Consider the following 23100-nt stretch of genomic DNA (forward strand, 5'->3'; position numbering starts at 1 on the left):
AAGCCCCACACGACCGGTCGGGCCGACCGTCGTTCGTCCAGCGCGAGCGGCGGCCGGCCCGGACGGTCGGACCGACGGTGGTCGTACGACCGGTCGACCACCACGAACACGGGAGTCACGTGACCAACGAACGGCGGGTGCTGGTGCACCCGGACAAGCAGGCCCTCGGCGCTTCGGTTGCCGCACGCTTCATCACGAAGATCATCGACGTGCTCGACGAGCAGGAGCGCGCGGACATCGCCATCAGCGGTGGCTCCGTGTCGTCCCTCGTCCTCGCCGCGATCGGCCAGTCGCCGGCGCGTGAGAGCGTCGACTGGTCGAAGGTGCACGTGTGGTGGGTCGACGAGCGCTGGGTGCCCGCGGGCGATGCCGATCGCAACATCACCGGCACGCAGACGGACTTCTTCGACCACGTCGACATCCCGGAGTCGAACATCCACCCGATCGCGGCGTCGGACGCTGGCATCTCGATCGAGGACGCTGCGACCCGCTACGAGCAGGAGCTCCACGCTGCCGCGCCGGACGACGCCATCGCGCCGCGGTTCGACATCACGCTCCTCGGGGTCGGACCCGACGGTCACACCGCGTCGCTCTTCCCGGAGTTCCCGCAGCTCACCGTGACGGACCGCATCGTGCTGCCGGTGGACGACTCCCCCAAGCCGCCGCCGCAGCGCCTGACCCTCACCTACCCGGCGATCAACGCGTCGCAGCGTGTCTGGGTCATCCTGTCGGGTGCCGAGAAGGCCTCGGTCCTCGGGCTCGCGCTCGCGGGTGCCTCGGTCGACGAGGTCCCCGTCGGTGGCGTGCAGGGGCGCAAGCGCACCGTGTTCTTCGTGGACCAGGACGCCGCTCGCGACGTCCCCGAGAACCTCATCGCGTCGACGTACTAGACGCGGGTCCCTGACGGACGGGGGGGGGGGGGGGGGGGGGGGGGCGGCCCCCCCCCCCCGCCCGGGGGGGCGGGGGCCCCCCCCCCCGCCCCCCCCCCCCCGGGGGGGGGCCCCTGGGGGGGGGGGGGGGGGGGGGGGGGCGCCCCCCCCCCCTCCCGTCCGTTCGTGGGTGCGACCGCCGCGCGCCCGCCTGCCCGCCTGCCCGCCCGGCGCCCGCCCGCCTGCCCGCCCGCCCGCCCGCCCGCGAGCGGGCAGAATACGTCACGCTCGGCGCGCCGGAGCGGCGCGTTCCGCCCGCTCGACGGGACACCTCCGGCGTGTCCTGCCCACTCGACGCCGCCCCCGCTCACCCACCACACGCACGAAGGCCCCCGCACCGGATCGGTACAGGGGCCTTCGGACGTCTCGTGCGACTACTTCGCGGTGCCGCGACGCTGACGGAGCTGCTGCAACGCGTCCTCGAGGAGCTGCGCCGCCTCTTCTTCGGTGCGGCGCTCCTTCACGTACGCGAGGTGCGTCTTGTACGGCTCGGTCTTGGAGACCACGGGAGGGTTCTCCTTGTCGCGACCAGCCGGGAGCCCGGTCGACGGCGAGTCCACCGTCTCGGGGATCTCGTCATCGGGGAGGCCGGCGGCGAAGTACCGCACGACCTCGTTGCCGAGGGCGTCCCAGTACGAGATCGCCACACGCTCGGCCTGGACCCCGCGGTCCTGCTCCCCCATCGGGCCCGCGCCGACGCGCGAACCCCGGATTGCACTGCCTCCGGATGCCATGGATCAGCTCCCCGCCGTGAACTTGTTGATGAGACCGAGCACGATGATCGACACGATCCAGAGGAGACCGAGGATCACCGTGATGCGGTTGAGGTTGCGCTCGGCGACGCCGGACGCCCCGAGGTTGCTCGTCACGCCGCCGCCGAACATGTCGGAGAGGCCGCCACCGCGGCCCTTGTGCAGCAGGATGAGGAGCGTGAGCAGGAGGCTCGTTATCGCGAGCAGGACCTGCAGCACGACGGAGAGAATCGCCACGACGTACCTTTCGTGTCAGTCAGCCATCCGAGTATACCGGCCAGGTGGTCGGTCGAGGTCCCCGGGCTGGGCGTGGCACAGGCCGGCCGCACGATGGCGACCGGCCTGTGTCCGGTGGATCAGAGCCCGACGTGCTGCCGGAAGCGCGCGATGGCCGCGAACTCCTGCACGTCGAGGGAGGCGCCACCGACGAGCGCGCCGTCGATGTCGGGCTCGCGCAGGAAGCCGGCGATGTTGCCCGACTTCACCGAGCCGCCGTAGAGCACCCGCGTCGCCGCGGCTGCCTCGTCGCCCCAGGCTGCAGCGATCCCGCGACGGATCGCAGCACATTCGTCCTGCGCCTGCTCGGCGGTCGCGGCCTGGCCGGAGCCGATCGCCCAGACCGGCTCGTACGCCACGACGATCTCGGAGGGCTGTACAGCGTCGAGGACGACCTGCAGCTGCTCGACCGGCACGACACCGGCGCCGCGCTCTTCGCGCTGCTCACCGGTCTCGCCGACGCAGACCACCGGCACGAGACCGTGCTTGACGGCCGCGGCGGTCTTCGCGGCGACGACCTCGTCGGTCTCCGCGTGCAGCGTGCGCCGCTCGGAGTGTCCGACGATGACGTACTGCGCGTCGAGCGCGGCGAGGAACGCCCCGGACACGTCGCCCGTGTAGGCGCCCGAGTCGTACTGGGACAGGTCCTGCGCGCCGAAGCGGATCGGGAGCTTGTCGGCCGAGATGAGCGTCTGCACGCTCCGGAGGTCGGTGAAGGGCGGGAAGACCGCGACCTCGACGTCGTCGAAGTCGTGGCGTGCGTCCTTCAGCGTCCACGCGAGCTTCTGCACGGTGGCGATGGCCTGGAGGTGGTCCAGGTTCATCTTCCAATTGCCCGCGATCAACGGCGTCCGGGTCATCGCGACCACCCCAGTGCTTCGAGACCGGGGAGCGACTTGCCCTCGAGGAACTCGAGGCTCGCACCGCCACCGGTCGAGATGTGCCCGAACTGGTCGTCCGAGAAGCCGAGCGACCGGACGGCCGCGGCGGAGTCGCCACCGCCGACCACACCGAGGCCGTCGACCTCGGTCAGGGCCTGCGCGACGGTCTTCGTGCCGGCGGCGAAGGCCGGGAACTCGAACACGCCCATCGGGCCGTTCCAGAACACGGTCTTCGACGAGGAGACCGCGGACGCGAACCGCGCCGCCGTCTCCGGGCCGATGTCGAGGCCGATGCCGTCCGCCCCGAAGGACGACGACTCGATCGCGTCCGCGGCGACGGTCTCGTGCGACGCGTCGGCCGCGAACCCGGACGCCACGACGACGTCCGTCGGCAGGTCGATCGTCACGCCGAGTTCCTTCGCCCGCGAGAGGTACTCGCGGACGACGTCGAGCTGGTCGGCCTCGAGCAGCGACTTCGCCACCCCGTGGCCCTGGGCCGCGAGGAACGTGAAGAGCATGCCGCCGCCGATGCAGAGCGTGTCCACCTGCGGCAGGAGGTGGTCGATGACACCGAGCTTGTCGCTGACCTTCGACCCGCCGAGCACGACCGTGTACGGCCGCTCCGGCGTCGTCGTGAGGCGTTCGAGCACGCCGAGCTCGGTCTCGATGAGCGACCCCGCTGCGCTGGGCAGCGCGGACGCGAGCTCGTACACCGAGGCCTGCTTGCGGTGCACCACACCGAAGCCGTCGGACACGAAGGCGTCCCCGAGGGCGGCGATGCGGTCCGCGAAGCCACTGCGCACGGCAGCGTCCTTCGAGGTCTCCTCCGGGTTGAACCGGAGGTTCTCGAGCAGCAGGACGTCGCCGTCCCCGAGTTCCCCGGCGGCCGCGGTCGCTTCGTCACCGACGGTCTCGCCGACGAACGTGACCTCTTTGCCGAGCAGCTCGGAGAGCCGCTGGGCCACCGGCGCGAGCGAGAACTCCGGCTTGGGCTCGCCGTCGGGGCGGCCCAGGTGGGAGATCACGATGACGCGGGCGCCGGCGTTGATGAGGGTGTTCAGGGTGGTCAGCGACGCGCGCACGCGGCCGTCGTCCGTGATCACGCCGTCCTTGAGCGGGACGTTGAGGTCACAACGGACGACGACACGCTTGCCGGCGAGGTCGCCGAGGTCCTCGAGGGTGCGGAGTGCCATGGGTTAGAGGCGCTCGCCCACGTACTCGGTGAGGTCGACGAGGCGGTTCGAGTAGCCCCACTCGTTGTCGTACCACGAGGTGATCTTCACGAGGCCGCCGATGACCTTGGTCAGGCCGGAGTCGTAGATCGAGGAGTGCGGGTCCGTGGTGATGTCGGTCGACACCAGCGGGTCCTCGCTGTAGAGCAGGATGCCCTTGAGCGGACCCTCGGCTGCCTCCTTGTAGGCGGCGTTGATCTCGTCGACGGTGACCTCGGACTTGGTCTCGAGGGTGAGGTCGGTGATCGAGCCGGTCGGCACCGGGACGCGGAGCGCGAAGCCGTCGAGCTTGCCGGCGAGCTCCGGCAGGACGAGGCCGATGGCCTTCGCCGCACCCGTGGAGGTCGGGACGATGTTCAGGGCTGCGGCACGCGCACGACGCGGGTCCTTGTGCGGGCCGTCCTGGAGGTTCTGGTCGGCGGTGTAGGCGTGGACCGTGGTCATGAGACCGCGCTCGATGCCGAACTTGTCGTGGAACACCTTGGCGAGCGGCGCGAGGCTGTTCGTGGTGCAGGACGCGTTCGAGATGATGTTGTGGTTCGCGGGGTCGTACTGGTCCTCGTTCACGCCGAGCACGATGGTGACGTCGTCACCCGTGGCCGGGGCGGAGATGATGACCTTCTTGGCACCGGCGTCGATGTGCTTCTGCGCATCGGCGGCCTTGGTGAAGAAACCGGTCGACTCGATGACGATGTCGACACCCAGCTCGCCCCAGGGGAGGTTGGCGGGGTCGCGCTCCGCGAGGACCTTGATCGCCTTGCCGTCGACCACGATGTTGTCGCCGTCGAGCTCGACCGTCGCCGGGAGCTTGCCGGTGATGGAGTCGAACTTCAGCAGGTTCGCGAGGGACGCGTTGTCGGTGAGGTCGTTCACCGCCACGATCTCGAGGTCGCTGCCCTTGGCCAGTGCGGCCCGGAAGAAGTTACGGCCGATGCGGCCGAAGCCGTTGATACCGATCTTGACGGTCAATGGATCTCCTGGTGGGTGTGGAGCGCCCGGGGGGCGCTGCTTTCGGAGTCGTGTGGCCCTTCGGGCCCACGTGTGGTGGACGATACGCCCCGTAACGTCGCCGTAACGACCCTAGCAGTCGGACTCTGCCAGACCGCGCGGGATGACGGTCCGTCCGGACGGTCGCGAGCGCCGCCCTGGACCACCCTGACGACGGACGGGAGGCGCGGTACCAGCTGGCACCGCGCCTCCCGTCCGGAACGTCGTCACGCCCGTCGATCAGGCCCCTTCGAGCTCCTCGGGAACGCTCGCTTCGGTCCCCGGGATCCCGAGGTCGGACGCGCGCTTGTCGGCCATCGCGAGGAGGCGGCGGATGCGCCCGGCGATGGCGTCCTTCGTCATCGGCGGGTCCGCGTGCTGGCCGAGCTCGTCGAGCGACGCGTCGCGGTGCTGCAGCCGCAGCGAGCCGGCGTACTGGAGGTGGTCGGGGACCTCGTCGCCGAGGATCTCGAGCGCACGCTCGACCCGCGCGCACGCGGCGACGGCGGCCTGCGCGGAGCGACGGAGGTTCGCGTCGTCGAAGTTGACCAGACGGTTGGCGGTGGCACGGACCTCGCGGCGCTGGCGCATCTCCTCCCAGTCGGCGGTGGTGCGGGCGGCGCCCATCACGGTCAGCATCTGGCCGATGGCCTCGCCGTCGCGGATGACCACGCGGTGCACACCGCGGACCTCACGGCCCTTCGCCGCGATGCCGAGCCGCGACGCAGCGCCGACCAGGGCCATCGCGGCCTCGTTGCCGGGGCACGTGACCTCGAGCGCAGCGGCACGACCGGGGTCGGTCAGGGTGCCGGCGGCGAGGAACGCTCCACGCCAGATCGCGGCGAGGTCCTCGCGGTTGCCGGTGGTGAGCCGGTTCGGCAGACCGCGCACCGGGCGGCGGCGGGCGTCCATGAGGCCCGTCTGCCGGGCGAGGGTCTCCCCCGCCTCGAGCACGCGCACGAGGTACCGGGTGCCACGACGGGCGGACGCGGACGACCCCACCGACGCCTCGCTCCGCACGCCGTACAGCTCGGCGAGGTCCTTGCGCACACGGTGCACGATGATCCGGGTGTCGAGTTCGACCTCGACGGCGATCCGGCCCGAGATGACGTGCAGGCCACCCGCGAACCGCAGGATGGTCGCGAGCTCGGCAGCGCGGACCGTGTTGCGGTTCACGACGACCCGGGCCAGTTCGTCCTTGACCTCGGCAGTCAACGGCACAGCATCATTCCTAACGTTTCTTCTGGTGGGGTCCGCGTGCCCGGCGCACGTCGTGTGGAGCGGCCGGAGGGACGGTCACTCTCGGCCGAGGTCTCGGTTCTTCACACGCACGGCGACGTCGGGCATCCCGCGGAGGAGGTTCGCCAGCTCGGCGACGATGGCGACCGAACGGTGCTTGCCGCCGGTACAGCCGATGGCGATCGTAGCGTGTCTTTTGTTCTCGCGCTGGTACCCCTCGAACACCGGCTCGAGGACGTCGGCGTAGCGCTCGACGAACGTGCGGGCTCCGGGCTGGGCCAGGACGTAGTCCGAGACGGGTCGGTCGAGGCCCGTGTGCGGGCGGAGTTCCGGGACCCAGTAGGGGTTCGGCAGGAACCGCACGTCGGCCACCATGTCGGCGTCGGCGGGCAGTCCGTACTTGAACCCGAAGCTCATCAGGGTCACCTGGACACCCGTGAAGTGGTCGTCGGCGAACTGCTCGGTCACGGCGTTCGCGAGTTGGTGGATGTTCAGGTCGGAGGTGTCGATGACGAGGTCCGACGCCTCGCGCAGGGCAGCGAGCCGACTGCGTTCGCGGCCGATGCCGTCGAGCAGCGTGTCCTCGCCCTGGAGCGGGTGGGGCCGCCGCACCTGCTCGAAGCGCCGCACGAGGACCGCGTCCGTCGCCTCGAGGAACAGCACCCGGACGCGGGCCGAGGCACTCTTGCGCACCTGCTCGACCGCCTGCTCGGGGTCGGTGAAGAACCGGCCGCCGCGGACGTCGACCACCGTGGCGATCTTGGGGATCTTCTCACCGGCACGGTCCGCGAGCTCGGTGAGCGGCGCGAGCATCTGTGTCGGGAGGTTGTCGACGACGTACCAGCCGAGGTCCTCGAGCGCCTTCCCCACCGTCGAACGACCGGCTCCGGACATGCCGGTGACGATGAGGATGTCGTGCTGCTGCGGCGATCGTGTCGGCGCTGGGACGCTGTCGGTCATCTGGGAGTGGGCTCCGTCGTGGCGGCCCGGGCGCGTCGCCCGGGGAGGTCTCGGCTGCGGGACAAGGGTATCGCCCGGACGCCGGGCTCGGGGTGCGTCATCCGGTCGGGTGTGGCCCGTCGGTCGGGTGTGGCCCGTCGGTCGGGTGCGGTCCGTCGGTCGGGTGCGGTCCGTCGGTCGGGCGCGGTCCGTCGGTCGGGTGCCGTCCGCCGGTCGGGCGCGGTCCGTCGGTCGGGTGCCGTCCGCCGGTCGGGTCCTGTCCGCCCGTCGGCCGCACGGGAGGCGCGGTGTGGGTCATGCGGGCAGGTGCGGGCCGTCGTCGGTCACCTCGGGGAGCCGGGCCGGTCCTCCGGAGCGGGCGGCGGCCGCCTGCGGGGCGGCGGCCAGGTCGGACGCGCTGGCTGGGTCGGACGCGCTGGCTGGGTCGGGCGCGCTGGCGGTACCCGGTTCGCCGGCTGCGTCGGCCGCGCTGGCGGTGCCGGGTTCGATCGCCGTGTCCGGCGCACCGGCCCCGTCGGGAGCGCTCGTCGGCGTCGGGGCGCCCGCGGCCTCCGGCGCGCTCGTCGGCGTCTGCGCGAGCTTCGTGACCACGGCCGCCGCAGTCGCCGGCCCGACGCCGTTCACCTCGGCGATCTCCTCCGCCGTCGCCTCCCGCAGCCGCGCCACCGACCCGAAGTGCTTCAGCAGCGCGTTCACCCGGGTGGGGCCGAGACCCGGGATCTCGGACAGCCGCGACCGGACGTCCCGCTTGCGCCGGGTCCGCTGGTGCGTGATCGCGAACCGGTGTGCCTCGTCACGGATGCGCTGGATGAGGAACAGCGCCTCGGAGTTGCGCGGCAGGATCACCGGGAAGTCGTCGTCCGGCAACCAGAGTTCCTCGAGCCGCTTCGCGATCCCCACGAGCGCGATGTCGTGCACCCCGGCCTCGTCCATCGCGCGCTTCGCCGCCTGCACCTGTGGCTGCCCGCCGTCGACGATGAGGAGCTGCGGCCGGTACGCGAACCGCTTGGTGGGCTTCGAGCCCTCGACGACCTCGTCGCTGGTGACGTCGGGGACGTCCGGCAGCTCGGCGTCCTCGTCGAGGCGCGCGAGCCGGCGGGACAGCACCTGGTACATGCTGTCGGTGTCGTCGGTGGTCTCGGCGATCGAGTACCGCCGGTACTGGTCCTTGCGGGGCAACCCGTCCTCGAACACGACCATCGACGCGACGACGTTCGTCCCCTGCAGGTGCGAGATGTCGTAGCACTCCATGCGGAGCGGCGCCTCGGTCATGCCGAGGGCGTCCTGGATGTCCGCCAGCGCCGCGGACCGCGTCGTGTAGTCGGCGGAGCGCTTCGTCTTGTAGAGCATGAGCGCCTGGGCAGCGTTCTGCGCCGCGGTCCGGGCGAGCCCCGCCCGGTCACCCCGCTGCGCGGTGCTGAGCTTGGTGCCCCGACCGCCACGGCGTTCGCTGAGCCACTGCTGCAGCGCCTCGGCGTCCTCCGGCAGTTCCGGCACGACGACCTCGCGCGGGGGCTCCTCGCCCGTCGCGTACTGTCCCTGCACGATCTGCTCGATGAGGTCGCCCGTCGAGATGTCGAGTTCCTTGTCGACGACCCACCCGCGCACACCGCGGATGCGCCCGCCGCGCACCGAGAACAGCTGCACGGCCGCGGCGAGCTCGTCCTCGGAGATGCCGAACAGGTCGAGGTCGACCGAGTCGCGGAGCACGACCGCGGACTTCTCGAGCACGGCCTCGAGCGCGCCGACCTGGTCGCGGAACTTCGCGGCCTGCTCGTACTGCATCGCGTCGGCCGAAGCGGCCATGCGCTGCCGCAGCTGCGTGATCACCCGGCGGTCGTAGCTCGCCATGAAGCGCACGAACTCCTCGACCAGCGCGCGGTGCTCGGCGATCGTGACCTTCTGGGAGCACGGGCCGCCGCACTTGCCGATCTGCCCCGGGAAGCACGGCTTGCCGGTCTGCATCGCCTTCTTGTACGACGAGTCCGAGCAGGTGCGGATCGGGAACACCTTGATCATCAAGTCGATCGTGTCGTGCACGGCCCAGATCTTCGGGTACGGCCCGAAGTACTTCGCGCCCTTGATCTTCCGGTTCCGGGTGACCATCACCCGGGGCGACTCCTCGCCCAGGGTGATCGCCATGTACGGGTAGGACTTGTCGTCCCGGAACTTGACGTTGAAGGGCGGATCGAACTCCTTGATCCACGTGTACTCGAGCTGCAGCGCCTCGATCTCGGAACCGACCGTCGTCCACTCGACGCTCCGTGCCGTGAGCACCATGCGCCGGGTGCGCTCGTGCAGCGTCGGCAGCGGTGCGAAGTAGTTGCTCAGCCGGGCACGGAGGTTCTTCGCCTTGCCGACGTAGAGCACCCGGCCGGCTTCGTCACGCCAGCGGTAGACGCCCGGATCAGTGGGGATCTCCCCCGCCTTCGGACGCCACGGGACGGTGTCCGCCACCTACCGAGCACCCGCCTTCTGCTTCGCCTTCGGCCGCTTCTGGCTGGCCGTGCGTGCGCCGACCGCCTGTTCCTTGCCGACCCGCGCGTCCTGCGCGTCGAAGATCTCCTTGAGGAAGACCCCGGTGTGGCTCTCGGGCACGTTCGCCACGTGCTCGGGCGTCCCCGTCGCGAGGACCGTCCCGCCGCCGGATCCACCCTCGGGTCCCATGTCGATCAACCAGTCCGCCGACTTGATGACGTCGAGGTTGTGCTCGATCGTGATGACCGTGTTGCCCTTGTCGACCAGGCTCTGCAGCACGAGGAGCAGCTTGCGGACGTCTTCGAAGTGCAGACCGGTGGTCGGTTCGTCGAGGACGTAGACCGTCCGGCCGTTCGACCGGCGCTGGAGCTCGGTGGCGAGCTTGACGCGCTGCGCCTCGCCCCCGGAGAGCGTCGTTGCGCTCTGCCCGAGCCGGACGTAGCCCAGCCCGACGTCGACGAGCGTCGCCATGTACCGGTGGATCGCGGAGATCGGCTCGAAGAACTCGGCTGCCTCGCTGATCGGCATGTCGAGGACCTCGGAGATGTCCTTGCCCTTGTAGTGCACCTGCAGCGTCTCGCGGTTGTACCGCGCACCGCCGCAGACCTCGCACGCGACGTAGACGTCGGGGAGGAAGTTCATCTCGATCTTGATCGTGCCGTCACCGGAGCAGTTCTCGCAGCGACCGCCCTTGACGTTGAAGCTGAAGCGACCGGGCTGGTAGCCGCGCGCCTTCGCCTCGGGCGTCTCGGCGAAGAGCTGCCGGATCCGGTCGAACACACCCGTGTAGGTCGCCGGGTTGGACCGCGGGGTCCGACCGATCGGCGCCTGGTCGACGTGCACGACCTTGTCGAGCTGGTCGAGCCCCTTCACGCGGGTGTGCTTGCCCGCGATGTGCCGTGCGCCGTTGAGCTGGTTGGCGAGCACCTTGTAGAGGATGTCGTTGACGAGCGTCGACTTGCCCGACCCGCTCACCCCGGTGACCGCGGTGAACACCCCGAGCGGGAAGTCCGCGTCGATCGACTTGAGGTTGTTCGCCCGCGCACCCTGCACGCTGATCGTGCGCTTGAGGTTGACCTTGCGACGCTCGGCCGGGACCTCGATCGCACGTCGGCCCGCGAGGTAGTCGCCCGTGATCGATTCGCGGTTCTCGATGATCCCCTCGTACGAGCCGGAGTGGACGACGTTGCCGCCGTTCACACCCGCGCCGGGGCCGATGTCGACGACCCAGTCAGCCGTGCGGATCGTGTCCTCGTCGTGCTCGACGACGATGAGCGTGTTGCCGAGGTCCTTGAGCTTCACCAGGGTGTCGATCAACCGCCGGTTGTCGCGCTGGTGCAGCCCGATGCTCGGCTCGTCGAGGACGTAGAGCACGCCGGTCAGACCGGACCCGATCTGGGTGGCCAGACGGATGCGCTGCGCCTCGCCGCCGGACAGCCCGCCCGCGCCACGGGAGAGCGTCAGGTAGTTCAGACCGACCTCGAGCAGGAACTCGAGCCGCGCCCGGATCTCGCGCAGGACGGCGGCCGCGATGTGCGCCTCGCGCTCGGTGAGGGTGAGGCTCTCCATGAAGCCGTACGCGTTGTCGAGCGACATGTCCGTCACGTCGGCGATGCTGCGGCCGTCCACCGTCACGGCGAGCACCTCGGGCTTGAGGCGCGTGCCGTCGCAGACCGGGCAGGGGACCTCGCGCAGGTAGCCCTGGAAGCGCTGCCGCTGCGAGTCCGACTCGGCCTCGGCGAACTTGCGCTCGATGTAGGGCATGACGCCCTCGAACCCGCTCGTGTACCGCATCTCGCGGCCGAACCGGTTGCGCCAGGACACCGACACCTGGAAGTCCTTGCCGGTGAGGATCGCTGCCTGCACCGAGGCGTCGAGACGGTTCCACGGGGTGTCCAGGTCGAACCCGAGGTCCTTGCCGAGGCCGGCGAGGAGCTTCTCGAAGTAGGAGTAGAGCCCGCTCGTGCCCGTCCACGGCAGCAGGACGCCGTCGCGCAAGGACGCCTCGGGGTCGCCGAGGACGAGGTCCGGGTCGACCGACATGCGGGTACCGAGGCCGGAGCACTCGGGGCACGCACCGAACGGCGCGTTGAACGAGAACGTGCGGGGCTCGATCTCGGTGAGCGCCAGCGGGTGGTTGTTCGGGCAGGAGAGGTTCTCGGAGTAGGTCCGGACCGCACCGGGTCCCTCGGCGTCGACGAGGTCGATCGCGACCGTGCCGTCGGTCAGGCGAAGTGCCGTCTCGAGCGAGTCGGTCAGGCGCCCGAGGATGTCCTCGTTCGCGACGAGACGGTCGACGATGACCGAGATGTCGTGCTTGACCTGCTTCTTGAGCTTGGGCGGGTCGCTGAGCTGGATGCGTTCCCCGTCGACGATCGCGCGGGCGTAGCCGGACGCCGCCAGTTCTTGGAAGAGGTCGACGAACTCGCCCTTCTTCTTGGAGATGACGGGCGCGAGCACCTGGAACCGCGTGCCCGACTCGAACTCCATGAGCTGGTCGGCGATCTGCTGCACGCTCTGCTTGCTGATCACCTCACCGCAGACGGGGCAGTGCGGGATGCCGATGCGCGCCCAGAGCAGACGCATGTAGTCGTAGACCTCGGTGATGGTGCCGACCGTCGATCGCGGGTTGCGGTTCGTCGACTTCTGGTCGATCGAGACCGCGGGCGAGAGCCCTTCGATGAAGTCGACGTCCGGGCGGTCGACCTGCCCGAGGAACTGGCGCGCGTACGCGGACAGCGACTCGACGTAGCGGCGCTGTCCCTCGGCGAAGATCGTGTCGAACGCCAGCGAGGACTTGCCGGATCCGGACAGACCCGTGAACACGACGAGCGAGTCGCGTGGGATCTCGAGGTCGACGTCGCGCAGGTTGTGCACGCGGGCACCGCGCACGCTGAGCGTGGAGGTGCTGTGCGGTGCCGTGCCGCCGGGGATGTGGAGGTCTACGGGCTCGCCGAAGGCATTCCGGCCCGACGTCGAGGTTCCGCGGTCAGAGGTGATGGTCATCGTCGTCGATTCTACGAAGCGGCACCGACATTCGGCCGCGATGGACGGTCAGACGAGTGCGTCGAGAGCGAACGCGACCCCGGCGGCACGCTCGCTCGCCACCCAGAGCCGGGCGGCCTCGGCCCGGTCGTGGGCCCGCGGTTCGGCCCGGACGACCGCTGCCGGCCCCCGGAGCTGCATCCAGCCCGACGGCCCCCAGTACTCGCCGGATCGGACGCCGTCGGCGATCGCCGCGTGCACGAGCGGGTCGGCGCCGGCGTCCTTGCCCTGGGCGTACAGCCGCTGCGCCGGACGGGTCCACGCCGGCTCCGATCGGGACGATGCGACGTCGGGACGCTCGGGTGACAGCAGGTCGAGCGAGAACCCGGGATGCGCGACGACGCTGGAGACCGGTGACCCGGCATCGGCGAGGCGTTCGGCGAGCTCGAAGCCGAAGAGCATGACCGCGAGCTTGCTCCGCCCGTACTGGCGGTAGCTCGAGTAGTGGCTCGCGCCGAGCGGGTCCGCCGGGTCGAGCCGTGCCCACCGGTGTGCGATCGACCCGAGGTGCACCACGCGCCCCGCGCGGCGGTCGAGCAGTGGGAGCGTCAGCGCCGTCCAGGCGAAGTGCCCGAGGTGGTTCGTACCCACCTGCAGCTCGGTGCCCTGGGCCGTCCGCTGCATCGTGCTCGCGCCCACCACGCCGGCGTTGTTCACGATCGCGTCGACACCCTCCGGCTGCAGCGCCGCGAGCTCGTCGGCGGCTGCCCGCACGCTGTCGAGGTCAGCGAGGTCGAGGTGCACGTGCGCGAGGTCGGCGCCGTCCACATGGCGACGGATGCTCCGCTCGGCCGCCGCAGCGCGCTCGCGGCTGCGGGTCGCGAGGACGACGCGGTGACCGGCGGCGGCGAGCTGCTCCGCGGCGAAGTACCCGAGGCCGGCACTCGCACCGGTGACGACGACCGTGCGACGAGACCCGTCGAGCGCGCCGGCGTCAGCTGACATGGCCGGCCGACTCCATCTGGCGGAGCGCCTTCTTGAGGTCCTGCACCTCGTCGCGGAGTCGTGCGGCGAGTTCGAACTTCAGCTCGGCCGCCGCCTGCAGCATCTGCTCGTTGAGGTCGCCGATGGTCGCTTCGAGCTGCATCGCCCCCTCGCCGGCGATCCCGCCGCGCTTGAGGTTCGGCGTCGGCGAGCGTCGGCCGTCCGCTCCGGGGCGACCCTCGAGCAGCGCCTTCGTGTCGTCGTTCTCACGCGCCAGGATCTCGGTGATGTCGGCGATCTTCTTGCGTAATGGCTGCGGGTCGATGCCGCGCTCGGTGTTGTACGCCACCTGCTTCTCGCGGCGCCGGTCCGTCTCCTCGATCGCGGTCTTCATCGAGTCGGTCATCTTGTCGGCGTACATCAGCACCTGGCCCGACACGTTGCGGGCAGCACGACCGATCGTCTGGATGAGCGACGTCGACGAGCGCAGGAAGCCTTCCTTGTCGGCGTCGAGGATCGCCACGAGGGAGACCTCGGGCAGGTCGAGCCCCTCGCGCAGGAGGTTGATGCCGACGAGCACGTCGTAGACGCCCTGGCGCAGTTCGGTCAGCAGCTCGACGCGCTTGAGGGTGTCGACGTCGGAGTGCAGGTACCGGACCCGGACGCCGGCGTTGCCGAGGAAGTCGGTGAGTTCCTCGGCCATGCGCTTGGTCAACGTCGTGACGAGGACGCGCTCGTCCTTCTCGACGCGCTGGTTGATCTCCTCGAGCAGGTCGTCGATCTGGCCGTCACTCGGCTTCACGACGATCTCGGGGTCGACCAGGCCCGTCGGGCGGATGATCTGCTCGACGACGCTGTCGGTCACGCCGAGTTCGTACCGGCCCGGGGTCGCCGACAGGTAGACCTTCTGGCCGGAGCGCTCGAGGAACTCTTCCCAGGTGAGCGGTCGGTTGTCGAGGGCGCTCGGCAGCCGGAACCCGTGCTCGACCAGCGTGCGCTTGCGGGAGGCGTCCCCTTCGTACATCGCGCCGATCTGGGGCACGGTGACGTGCGACTCGTCGATCACGATGAGGAGGTCGTCCGGGAAGAAGTCGAGCAGGCAGTGCGGCGGTTCCCCCGCGGCACGGCCGTCCATGTGGCGCGAGTAGTTCTCGATGCCGGAGCAGAAGCCGATCTGCTCCATCATCTCGATGTCGAACGTGGTGCGCATCCGGAGCCGCTGGGCCTCGAGCAGCTTGCCCTGCCCCTCGAGCTCGGCCAGGCGCTCGGCGAGTTCGTCCTTGATCGTGGCGATCGCCCGGTGCATGACCTCGGTGTCGGCGACGTAGTGCGACGCCGGGAAGATCGACACGGCGGGCATGTCCTCGATCACGTTGCCGGTGAGCGGGTGCAGGTACGACAGCGCCTCGACCTCGTCGCCGAACATCTCGATGCGGATCGCGTGCTCTTCGTACATCGGGATGATCTCGAGTGTGTCGCCGCGGACCCGGAAGGTCCCTCGTGCGAAGTCGACGTCGTTCCGCTGGTACTGCATCGCGACGAACTTGCGGACGAGCTGGTCGCGGGAGATGGTCTGGCCGACGTGCAGCGCGACCGAGGCGTTCATGTACTGCTCCGGCGTCCCCAGTCCGTAGATGCAGGACACCGTCGAGACCACCACGACGTCGCGCCGGCTGAGCAGCGAGTTCGTCGTCGAGTGCCGGAGCCGCTCGACCTCGGCGTTGACCGAGGAGTCCTTCTCGATGAAGGTGTCCGTCTGCGGGACGTAGGCCTCGGGCTGGTAGTAGTCGTAGTACGAGACGAAGTACTCGACGGCGTTGTTCGGCAGCAGGCTCCGGAACTCGTTCGCGAGCTGGGCCGCCAGGGTCTTGTTGTGCGCGAGCACGAGCGTCGGCCGCTGCACCTGTTCGATGAGCCACGCCGTCGTCGCCGACTTGCCCGTACCGGTCGCACCGAGCAGCACGACGTCGGTCTCACCGGCGTTGATGCGACCGGCCAGTTCGGCGATCGCCGCGGGCTGGTCGCCGCTCGGCGAGTACTCGCTGATGACCTCGAACGGGCGGACCGCGCGCGTGGGCTCGATTGACACTGCCATGCCCACCACGGTAGTCGGCACCCCTGACACCGGAGCCGTCTGCTCGCCCTCGGCGTATCGTCCACGCCAAGCACGCTCCGAGACCGCTGATAGGGACCCGGCATAGCCTCCGATCCGTTCAGCAACCCGACTCGCTCTCACTCCCCGAAGAGGCCCCCATGACGACGGCGACCCCCGCCGCACCGACGAAGGGCACCCCGTTCCGCGGACGCATCCGCGGACGAGTGCTCATCCTGCTGTGCTGCATGTACGCGATCTCGTACATCGACCGCACCAACATCTCCACGGCGCTCCCCCACATCACCGAGGACTTCGGCTTCAACGAGACGACCGCCGGGCTCATCGTCTCCGCCTTCGCACTCCCCTACGCCCTGCTGCAGGTCTTCGGCGGCACGATCGCCGAGAAGTTCGGTCCCCGGAAGGCCCTGTTCGTCATCACCGTGATCTGGGGTGTCGCCACCCTGTGGACCGGGTTCTCGGTCGGCTTCTGGACGCTCTTCGCCGCCCGCGCGCTCCTCGGCCTGAGCGAGGCCGCCGCGTTCCCCGCCGCCACCCAGGCCATGAGCCGCTGGATCCCCCGCGACCGCAACGGCTTCGCACAGGGCGTCGTGCACTCCGCGGCGCGTCTCGGCAACGCCCTCGCACCGCTCCTCGTCGCCTGGGTCATCGGTGCGACCGGCAGCTGGCGGTGGGCCTTCTTCGCGACGGCCGTCCTGTCGATCGCGTGGGCGATCGTCTGGTTCGTCTGGTTCCGCGACAAGCCCGAGGACACCGCCGGCATCCAGCAGGTCGAGCTCGACGAGCTCCCGCCCGTCGAGACCCGCGCCACCCGGCCGCCCGTCCCGTGGCGCACGCTGGCCCGGCAGATCTCCCCGGTGACCTTCGTCGACTTCGGGTACGGCTGGGTGCTCTGGGTGTTCCTCACCTGGATCCCGACGTTCCTCAGCGACACCTACGGCCTGCCGATCAGCCAGTTCGCCCTCTTCACCACGCTCGTGCTCCTCGCCGGTGTCGTCGGCGACACCGTCGGCGGGATGCTCAGCGACCGGATCATCCACCGCGGCGGCGACAGCCGGAACGCCCGGAGGATCGTCCTCGTCATCGGCCTCGGTGGCTCCCTCGTCTGTCTCGTCCCCCTCGTGATCGGGCAGGGCCTGGTCGTCGCGACGATCTCGCTCGCCCTCTCGTTCTTCTTCCTGGAGCTCTGCAACGCCAACCTCTGGGCCATCCCGATGGACGTCGCCCCGCAGTGGTCCGGCACCGCGTCGGGGTTCATGAACACCGGCTTCGGCATCGCCGGCGTGATCTCGCCGATCGTGTTCGGCGCGCTGATCGACGCCTCCGGCTGGCAGCTGCCCTTCGCCCTCTCCTGCGTGCTGCTCGCCGCTGCGGCCGTGGTCGCGTGGTTCATGAAGCCGAAGCGGCTCACGATGACGGACGGCGTCCTCGAGATCGGCGTCCCGAAGGCCGAGCAGCACGCCGGCTGATCCGCGTCGCGACGACCGCTGCACGCTGCGGACGGGAGGCGCGGTGCCAGGCCGACCCGCGCCTCCCGTCCGACACTGCGCACGACGGGAGGCGCGGTGCCAGCCCGACCCGTGCCTCCAGTCCCCACGCGGTGCGGGCGACGCCCCATCGACGGACGCGCTCAGCGCGTCGACCGCGGCCCGACGTCGTCCGTCTCCCCCACGAGCGCATCGTCCGGCTCGACCGGCTCGACCGGCTCGACCCGCGGTTCCGGGGCGACCACCGGCAGGGCACCAGCACCCGCACCCCGAGCAGCCGCCTCCCGCTTCCGCGCCCGCGCCGCCCGCTGCCCACGCGACGACAACGACGGCCGCCCCGTGAGCGGCACGCTCAACGGCGTCCACCGGAACAGCTCCGTCACGGCCACCGACAGCACGAGCACGAGCACGTAGGTGACCAGCGTGAGCCAGGGCTGGGGCACGACCCGTTCGAGCCAGCTGTCGCCGTACAGCAGGATCCAGATCGCGAACGGGTGGCTGAGGAAGATGCCGAACGACCGGTCCGAGCCGTAATCGACGACGCGGGCGAGCGCGCTCCCGGGCCGGCGCCGATCCGCCCAGCGCGCGCCGATCGCCAGGAACCCGACGAACACGGCGCTGCTCCAGAGCACCTGGACGGGCTGCAGGGGCGTGCCGGCGGCGTAGAGCGACTGCCCGAGACCGACCTGCAGCCACCACACGCCGAGGGTGAGCGCGCCGACGCCCGCGAAGCCCCAGAGGACGGCGCGGCGGTGCACCCGGATGAACCGGAGGAAGGCATCCGCGTGGTCGGCGGCGATCGCACCGGAGACGATGAAGAACACGTACGAGAAGAAGAACTGCTTCTGGTAGCCGTGCATCCACGCGTCGCTGGCGGGGAAGTACTTGTACCCGGCGAAGACCACGAGCTGGAACACGAGCGTCACGGCGAGGACCGCGACGTGGTGGCCGCGCGTCCTCCGCACTAGCCACGCGATGACCGGCAGGAGCAGGTACACCTGCATCGTCACGAGCAGGAAGTAGAGGTGGTACCAGGAGACGCCGGTGACGATGCCCTCGGCGTAGGTGCGCACGAGGTCGGGCACGTCGCCCCGGCGAGTGGCGCTGAGGAGCCAGGACGACGCCACGTAGACGAGGGACCACGCCAGGTAGGGCACGCCGACGAGCAGGAAGCGCTTCGGCCAGAACTGGGCCATCGGCCGCGGTCGGAGCGTGTAGCTGTAGACGAGCACGAAGGCCGTCAGCGAGAAGAAGACCAGGCGGGTGAAGTGGAGCAGGCCGAGCAGGGCGTTCAGCGGGACGTCGTCGGCGGCGACCGTGTGGCTGGTGGTGTGCACGCCGATGACGCAGGCGAAGGTCAGGATGCGGAGGACGTCGACCTCGTAAAGGTGCCGCGGCTTCCCCTCGGCGGTGCGGGTCGGCGTCTGCACCCGACGGTCGGCAGCGCCGGCGGTGGGCGTGGCGGCGTCGGCGGTGGGCGTGGCGGCGTCGGTCACGGGTGTTCGGCCATCGTCCGCACCTTCGCCCGCTGCACCTTGCCGGTCGGCGCGCGCGGCAGGTCGGGCACGACGACGATCTCGACCGGACGGCGGAACCGTGTGAGGTGCGCCTCGGCCCGCGCGGTGAGGTCGGCGACCAGGGCCTCGGCGTCCACGGCCTCGTCCGGCTGCGGGATCACGTAGGCGATCGGCACCGCGCCGAGGACCTCGTGCGGCCGCCCGACGACCACGGCCTCGAGCACGCGGTCGTCGCCGAGCAGCACGTCCTCCACCTCGGAGGGGTACACCTTCTCGCCGCCCCGGTTGATGACGTCGTCCGAGCGACCGGCGAGCGACACCCAGCCGTCCGCCGAGACCGATCCGACGTCGCCCGTGCTCAACCAGCCGTCCGCGTCGAACCGCTCGGCTGCGCGACCGAAGAGGTAGCGGTGGACGATGCCCTCGCCGCGGATCCAGAGGGCACCGACCTCGTCGGTGGGCAGCACCGTGCCGTCCTCGCCCCGGACCTGCACCTCGGACCCGACCGGTACGCCGACGGTCCCGACGCGTGCGGGTGCACCGAGCGGCGTGGCGGTGATCTGCGATGCCCCCTCGGTCATCCCCCAGCTGACGACGAGCGGGATGTCGCCGAGCGCCTGCCGCACCGGATCGGGCAGCGGAGCGGAGGCGCTGCGGACGAACCGGAGCCCCTCGGGGAAGTCGAGCGGACCGGTCTTCGCGAGGACCGCGAGGATCGCCGGGACCGCGTTCAGCCAGGTGATCCGGCGCTCGGCGAGCAGCTCCCAGAAGCCGGTGCGACGGAACCGCCGGTCGAGCACGAGGGTCCCGCCGGCCACGAGGGTCGCGAGCAACCCGACGACCTCGGCGTTCACGTGGAAGAGCGGGAGGGAGTTGAACCCGCGGTCCTCCGGCGCGAGGCGGTTGTGCTGCGCCACGGCCCGGGCCACGAACAGCAGCTGCGACTCGGGCAGCTCGACGCCCTTCGGGGTGCCGGTGGAGCCGGAGGTGAAGAGCACGACGGACCCCTCGCCGGGGGCGTCCGGGTTCTCCGACGGCAGGTCGCCGTCGCGGACGGCTGCCGGGAGGAACGTGGCCGCGTCGATCCCGCTCGCCGGCGCCCCGGGGACGGTCGCGTCCACGGCGCGGTCCGACACCACGAGCGAGGCGCCGCCGATCAGGTCGGCGAGACGGCCGGGTTCCGAGGTCGGCTGTCCGGTGTCGACGGGGATCGCCCGCCGACCGGTCGCGAGGGCGGCGAGGTGCACGACCGCGAACGAGAGCGGGTCGGCGAGGTCGACCAGGACCGCCCCGGACGGCGCGACCCCGATCGCGTCGAAGGTCGACGACCACGCCGACACCGCGTCCTCGAGCGCACGGTAGGTCAGGACGCGGTCACTGCGCGCGTCCTCGAGGTAGCTGCGCTCCCCGTCCTGCGCCGCGCGGGCACGGATGGTCGAGCGCAGGTCGGGTCGTTCGCCTGCTTGCTGCACGGACTCAGAGTATTGCGGGATCCTATGACCGGTCCGAGGGGAAGCGGTGGAGCAGCCACTGCCAGAGCGCCTCCATCCGCGGGAGCCCGTCGCGGCCGATCGGGGTCGTGTCCTTGATCGTGCGCGAGTGCGACTCGGCCGGCGACCCCACCGCGATGTCGGTGAGGATCGCGTGCGGGTCCTCGTCGGGTCCGGGCGGCGCGGTGTCGGTCCGGAACGGCCCGTCGGGACCGTCGAGCCCGAGCACCTTCCAGGAGCCGCGGATCCGGGGGCCGAAGACGTCGCGCACGTCGTCGATCGCGTACATCCGGGCGACCGGTGTCCGCCCCGGGCGGTCCATCCAGGCCGCGTGCTCGCTGCCCAACGACTCGACGGGCGAGGAGAACATCAGCGCGCCCTGCACCGGCCGGATGTGCGCGATGTACGCAGCTTCTCCACCGCCCTGCGAGTGCCCGGCCACCACGATGTCGTGCCAGGCGATGTCCGAGTCGCCCTGGACGAACCGTCCCCACCCGCCGTCCGGGTCGTGGTCGTCGAGGTAGGCGATCGCGTCGCGGAACCGCGAGACGATCGAGCCGGCCGGCTGCACCGAGCTGAACCGTGACGGCCGGGTGCCGTCGAACCGGTTCCGCTGCACCTGCCCGTAGCAGTGCGGATCCGCCTCGCACGTCCCCGACAGCGTCTTGCCGAGGTTCCAGTAGTCGAGCCCGAGCACGTGGTACCCGTCGCGCAGCGCCGCGGACAGGAACAGCTGGTAGTCGGCGGGCCGGGCTCGGGTCGCCGGCAGGAACAGCAGCAGCGGGCCGCCGGAGTCGGTGCGTGCCGCGAAGTCGTCACGGTTCGGCTCGAGGCGCTGCCCGTTGATCGTGCCGAGGCGGAAGCGGTGGAACTCCCCCACCGGACCGTGCTCGTCGCCGCGCGGTCGGTCGGCTGCGGACACCCGGCCGTGCTCCGCCACCCGATCGCCACCGAGGACGTTCGCCGCGACGAGCGACGCGGCGCCGATCGCCACGAGGAGGACGGCCGCGAGGACCAGGAGCACCCGGTGCTTCATCGGCCGATGCGCTCCCAGACCTCGTCGGCGGATCGGATCGTGTCGGCGAGGGTGCCGGTGGCGTCGACCACGTGGTCGGCCAGCGCCAGTCGGTCGGCGTCGCTCGCCTGGGCGGCGACGCGGCGCTCGGCTTCGTCGCGGGGCATGCCGCGGTGCTCCACGAGCCGTTCGATCCGCTGGGCAGCGGGAGCATCGACCACCACGACCGCGTCGAACCGCAGCGGCCGGCTCCCCCGGGCTTCGGCGAGGAGCGGCACGTCGTAGACCACGACGGCGTCCGGGTCCGCTGCCTCGGCTGCGTCGAACGCCGCCTGGGCGAGACGCCAGACCTCGGGGTGGGTGATCCCCTCGAGGTCCTTCCGCGCCGCGGCGTCGGCGAACACGATCGCGCCGAGTGCCGGCCGGTCGAGCGAACCGTCGGGGGCGATGACGCCGGGGCCGAACCGCTCGGCGACCTGCGCGAGGCCCGGGCTGCCGGGAGCGACGGCGTCGCGCGCCAGCCGGTCGGCGTCCACCACGACCGCACCGTGCTCGGCCCAACGTCCGGAGACGGTGGACTTGCCCGCGGAGATGCCGCCCGTGAGACCGATGATGCGCACACCGACAGGCTACCGACCCGCACCGGCGAGACCCCCGACGACCGTGCTCGGCACCGGGTCGAGACGGTGCTGCGGGCGCCGACGCTTCCGTGGTCGTCCGGTCAGCACCCAACTGAGCGGCGTCCACCGGAGCGCACTGACGAGCAGGACGGTCACGACGACCGTGGCCGTCCACCCCACGACGATGCCGAGCTCGAGGCCCACCGCCGGGAGCACGCCCGCGGTGAGTTCGACGACCGCACGGAGGACGAGGGCGTGCGCGAGGTACAACCCGAACCCGAGGTCCTGCATCGACCGCCCGATCCGGGCGACGACGCCGGAGGTCGGGTTCGTGCGGGTGGCCACCACGCAGACGCACAGCGACAGCAGCGACACCGTGATCACCCACACCTGACGGAGGACCAGCGGGACGAGCTCGGCGCCGCCCGACAGCGCACCGGACCTCGACTGGAACGCGGCCACGGCGAAGCCGATGCCGACGACCCCGGCAGCCAGGCCGACGAGTGGGAGGGCGCGCACCGCCCACCGACGGGCCAGCGCGATCCTCGGTGCGAGCACGGCGGCGCCGACGATGTAGAGCGGGTACCCGAGGACCGTCTTGTAGAGCAGCGTCCGCCCGAGACCGCCGTGGTGCTCGGGCACGACCGTCGCGATCTGCGCGAGCACCGCGGCGAGGAGGAGCGGCAACACGAACCGTCCCGGCGTCCGGGCGAGCGCACGGATGATCGGCGCACCGATCGTCAGCTGCACCGTGACCAGGACGAAGTAGAGGTGCGGTGCGGCGCTGCCCGAGGCGAGGCGCCAGAGCAGCTCCCCGACCGATTCGTCCGGCAGCGCACCGACGACCGCGTCGACACCGACCGTGATGACCGACCACGCGACGAACGGCGTCAGGATCACCACCAACCGGCGCGAGAGCGAGGAGGACGACACCGACCGAGCGATGAGGACGACGGCGATCGTCACGAAGAGGTAGCGGCCGTTCGGGGCCAGAGCGAGCAGGGCGGACTGCAGCGTGCCGGGCGGGACGACGTCGGAGACTGCTTCGCCCGTGTGGTCGAACACGATGCAGGCGAACATGATCGCTCGCGCTGCGTTCAGGAAGGCGAGGCGAGCAGACTGCTGTTTCACACGTGGCATTCCACCGTTATACAT

At 70.8% G+C, this 23100-nt stretch carries 18 protein-coding genes; 2 read left to right on the plus strand and 16 right to left on the minus strand.

Going from position 1 to position 23100, the window contains the following annotated elements:
* Positions 1 to 119 precede the first annotated feature (119 nt).
* Positions 120 to 890 carry a 6-phosphogluconolactonase gene (gene pgl, locus WFH25_RS00735; RefSeq protein WP_071296304.1) on the plus strand — a complete coding sequence of 257 codons (771 nt, stop codon included), beginning with the start codon at positions 120 to 122 and terminating at the stop codon, positions 888 to 890.
* 413 nt (positions 891 to 1303) lie between these two features.
* On the opposite strand, the gene WFH25_RS00740 is transcribed toward pgl, so the two are convergent.
* The 11 genes from WFH25_RS00740 to uvrB form a co-directional block, all read right to left on the minus strand.
* Positions 1304 to 1663 (minus strand): RNA polymerase-binding protein RbpA, encoded by a 360-nt coding sequence (locus WFH25_RS00740; RefSeq protein ID WP_070416207.1) that lies wholly within the window; start codon positions 1661 to 1663, stop codon positions 1304 to 1306.
* Between the two features lie 3 nt (positions 1664 to 1666).
* On the minus strand, positions 1667 to 1918 hold the full coding sequence (secG, locus tag WFH25_RS00745) for a preprotein translocase subunit SecG (protein ID WP_056124375.1): 252 nt from the start codon (positions 1916 to 1918) through the stop codon (positions 1667 to 1669).
* Between the two features lie 119 nt (positions 1919 to 2037).
* Positions 2038 to 2817, minus strand: a complete 780-nt coding sequence (tpiA, locus tag WFH25_RS00750) for a triose-phosphate isomerase (RefSeq protein ID WP_071296368.1) — start codon at positions 2815 to 2817, stop codon at positions 2038 to 2040.
* Entirely contained in the window at positions 2814 to 4031 is a 1218-nt protein-coding gene (locus tag WFH25_RS00755) for a phosphoglycerate kinase (protein ID WP_071296303.1), read from the minus strand. Before WFH25_RS00755 ends, tpiA begins: the two co-directional genes overlap by 4 nt.
* Positions 4032 to 4034: 3 nt before the next feature.
* On the minus strand, positions 4035 to 5039 hold the full coding sequence (gene gap, locus WFH25_RS00760) for a type I glyceraldehyde-3-phosphate dehydrogenase (protein WP_070416209.1): 1005 nt from the start codon (positions 5037 to 5039) through the stop codon (positions 4035 to 4037).
* A 258-nt stretch (positions 5040 to 5297) separates the two neighbouring features.
* Positions 5298 to 6278, minus strand: coding sequence for a DNA-binding protein WhiA (gene whiA, locus WFH25_RS00765; protein ID WP_070416210.1), 981 nt, complete (start codon positions 6276 to 6278; stop codon positions 5298 to 5300).
* 75 nt (positions 6279 to 6353) lie between these two features.
* Positions 6354 to 7256 carry an RNase adapter RapZ gene (gene rapZ, locus WFH25_RS00770; RefSeq protein WP_070416211.1) on the minus strand — a complete coding sequence of 301 codons (903 nt, stop codon included), beginning with the start codon at positions 7254 to 7256 and terminating at the stop codon, positions 6354 to 6356.
* A gap of 294 nt (positions 7257 to 7550) precedes the next feature.
* Positions 7551 to 9713 carry an excinuclease ABC subunit UvrC gene (gene uvrC / locus WFH25_RS00775; RefSeq protein ID WP_336696508.1) on the minus strand — a complete coding sequence of 721 codons (2163 nt, stop codon included), beginning with the start codon at positions 9711 to 9713 and terminating at the stop codon, positions 7551 to 7553.
* Entirely contained in the window at positions 9714 to 12740 is a 3027-nt protein-coding gene (uvrA, locus tag WFH25_RS00780) for an excinuclease ABC subunit UvrA (protein ID WP_139199561.1), read from the minus strand.
* A 48-nt stretch (positions 12741 to 12788) separates the two neighbouring features.
* Positions 12789 to 13724, minus strand: a complete 936-nt coding sequence (locus WFH25_RS00785; protein ID WP_336696509.1) for an SDR family NAD(P)-dependent oxidoreductase — start codon at positions 13722 to 13724, stop codon at positions 12789 to 12791.
* Positions 13714 to 15786, minus strand: a complete 2073-nt coding sequence (gene uvrB, locus WFH25_RS00790) for an excinuclease ABC subunit UvrB (RefSeq protein WP_070419051.1) — start codon at positions 15784 to 15786, stop codon at positions 13714 to 13716. The genes WFH25_RS00785 and uvrB overlap by 11 nt, the downstream gene beginning before the upstream one ends.
* Positions 15787 to 15956: 170 nt before the next feature.
* Here uvrB and WFH25_RS00795 point away from each other — a divergent pair, with 170 nt between their 5' ends.
* On the plus strand, positions 15957 to 17285 hold the full coding sequence (locus WFH25_RS00795) for an MFS transporter (protein ID WP_229084952.1): 1329 nt from the start codon (positions 15957 to 15959) through the stop codon (positions 17283 to 17285).
* Between the two features lie 161 nt (positions 17286 to 17446).
* Here the strand turns inward: WFH25_RS00795 and WFH25_RS00800 are convergent, their stop codons facing one another.
* From WFH25_RS00800 to WFH25_RS00820, 5 genes are read right to left on the minus strand one after another with little or no spacing between them, the layout of a single operon-like run.
* Positions 17447 to 18799 (minus strand): acyltransferase, encoded by a 1353-nt coding sequence (locus WFH25_RS00800; protein ID WP_336696510.1) that lies wholly within the window; start codon positions 18797 to 18799, stop codon positions 17447 to 17449.
* Positions 18796 to 20292 carry a class I adenylate-forming enzyme family protein gene (locus WFH25_RS00805; RefSeq protein WP_336696511.1) on the minus strand — a complete coding sequence of 499 codons (1497 nt, stop codon included), beginning with the start codon at positions 20290 to 20292 and terminating at the stop codon, positions 18796 to 18798. Before WFH25_RS00805 ends, WFH25_RS00800 begins: the two co-directional genes overlap by 4 nt.
* Before the next feature lie 22 nt (positions 20293 to 20314).
* Positions 20315 to 21346, minus strand: a complete 1032-nt coding sequence (locus WFH25_RS00810; RefSeq protein ID WP_336696512.1) for a BPSS1187 family protein — start codon at positions 21344 to 21346, stop codon at positions 20315 to 20317.
* Complete coding sequence (coaE, locus tag WFH25_RS00815; protein ID WP_336696513.1) at positions 21343 to 21945, minus strand: dephospho-CoA kinase; 603 nt, start codon at positions 21943 to 21945, stop codon at positions 21343 to 21345. Before coaE ends, WFH25_RS00810 begins: the two co-directional genes overlap by 4 nt.
* Before the next feature lie 9 nt (positions 21946 to 21954).
* Positions 21955 to 23085 carry an acyltransferase family protein gene (locus WFH25_RS00820; RefSeq protein WP_336696515.1) on the minus strand — a complete coding sequence of 377 codons (1131 nt, stop codon included), beginning with the start codon at positions 23083 to 23085 and terminating at the stop codon, positions 21955 to 21957.
* Between the last annotated feature and the right edge of the window lie 15 nt (positions 23086 to 23100).

The sequence above is a fragment of the Curtobacterium sp. USHLN213 genome (assembly GCF_037144815.1).
Classification (GTDB): Bacteria; Actinomycetota; Actinomycetes; order Actinomycetales; family Microbacteriaceae; genus Curtobacterium.

What these genes read in the sequence shown, in the direction of transcription:
- WFH25_RS00740 (WP_070416207.1), bottom strand. Translation starts at nt 1,663, where the DNA reads ATGGCATCCGGAGGCAGTGCAATCCGGGGTTCGCGCGTCGGCGCGGGC.
- tpiA (WP_071296368.1), bottom strand. Translation starts at nt 2,817, where the DNA reads ATGACCCGGACGCCGTTGATCGCGGGCAATTGGAAGATGAACCTGGAC.
- WFH25_RS00755 (WP_071296303.1), bottom strand. Translation starts at nt 4,031, where the DNA reads ATGGCACTCCGCACCCTCGAGGACCTCGGCGACCTCGCCGGCAAGCGT.
- rapZ (WP_070416211.1), bottom strand. Translation starts at nt 7,256, where the DNA reads ATGACCGACAGCGTCCCAGCGCCGACACGATCGCCGCAGCAGCACGAC.
- uvrA (WP_139199561.1), bottom strand. Translation starts at nt 12,740, where the DNA reads ATGACCATCACCTCTGACCGCGGAACCTCGACGTCGGGCCGGAATGCC.
- WFH25_RS00785 (WP_336696509.1), bottom strand. Translation starts at nt 13,724, where the DNA reads ATGTCAGCTGACGCCGGCGCGCTCGACGGGTCTCGTCGCACGGTCGTC.
- WFH25_RS00795 (WP_229084952.1), top strand. Translation starts at nt 15,957, where the DNA reads ATGACGACGGCGACCCCCGCCGCACCGACGAAGGGCACCCCGTTCCGC.
- WFH25_RS00810 (WP_336696512.1), bottom strand. Translation starts at nt 21,346, where the DNA reads ATGAAGCACCGGGTGCTCCTGGTCCTCGCGGCCGTCCTCCTCGTGGCG.
- WFH25_RS00820 (WP_336696515.1), bottom strand. Translation starts at nt 23,085, where the DNA reads ATGCCACGTGTGAAACAGCAGTCTGCTCGCCTCGCCTTCCTGAACGCA.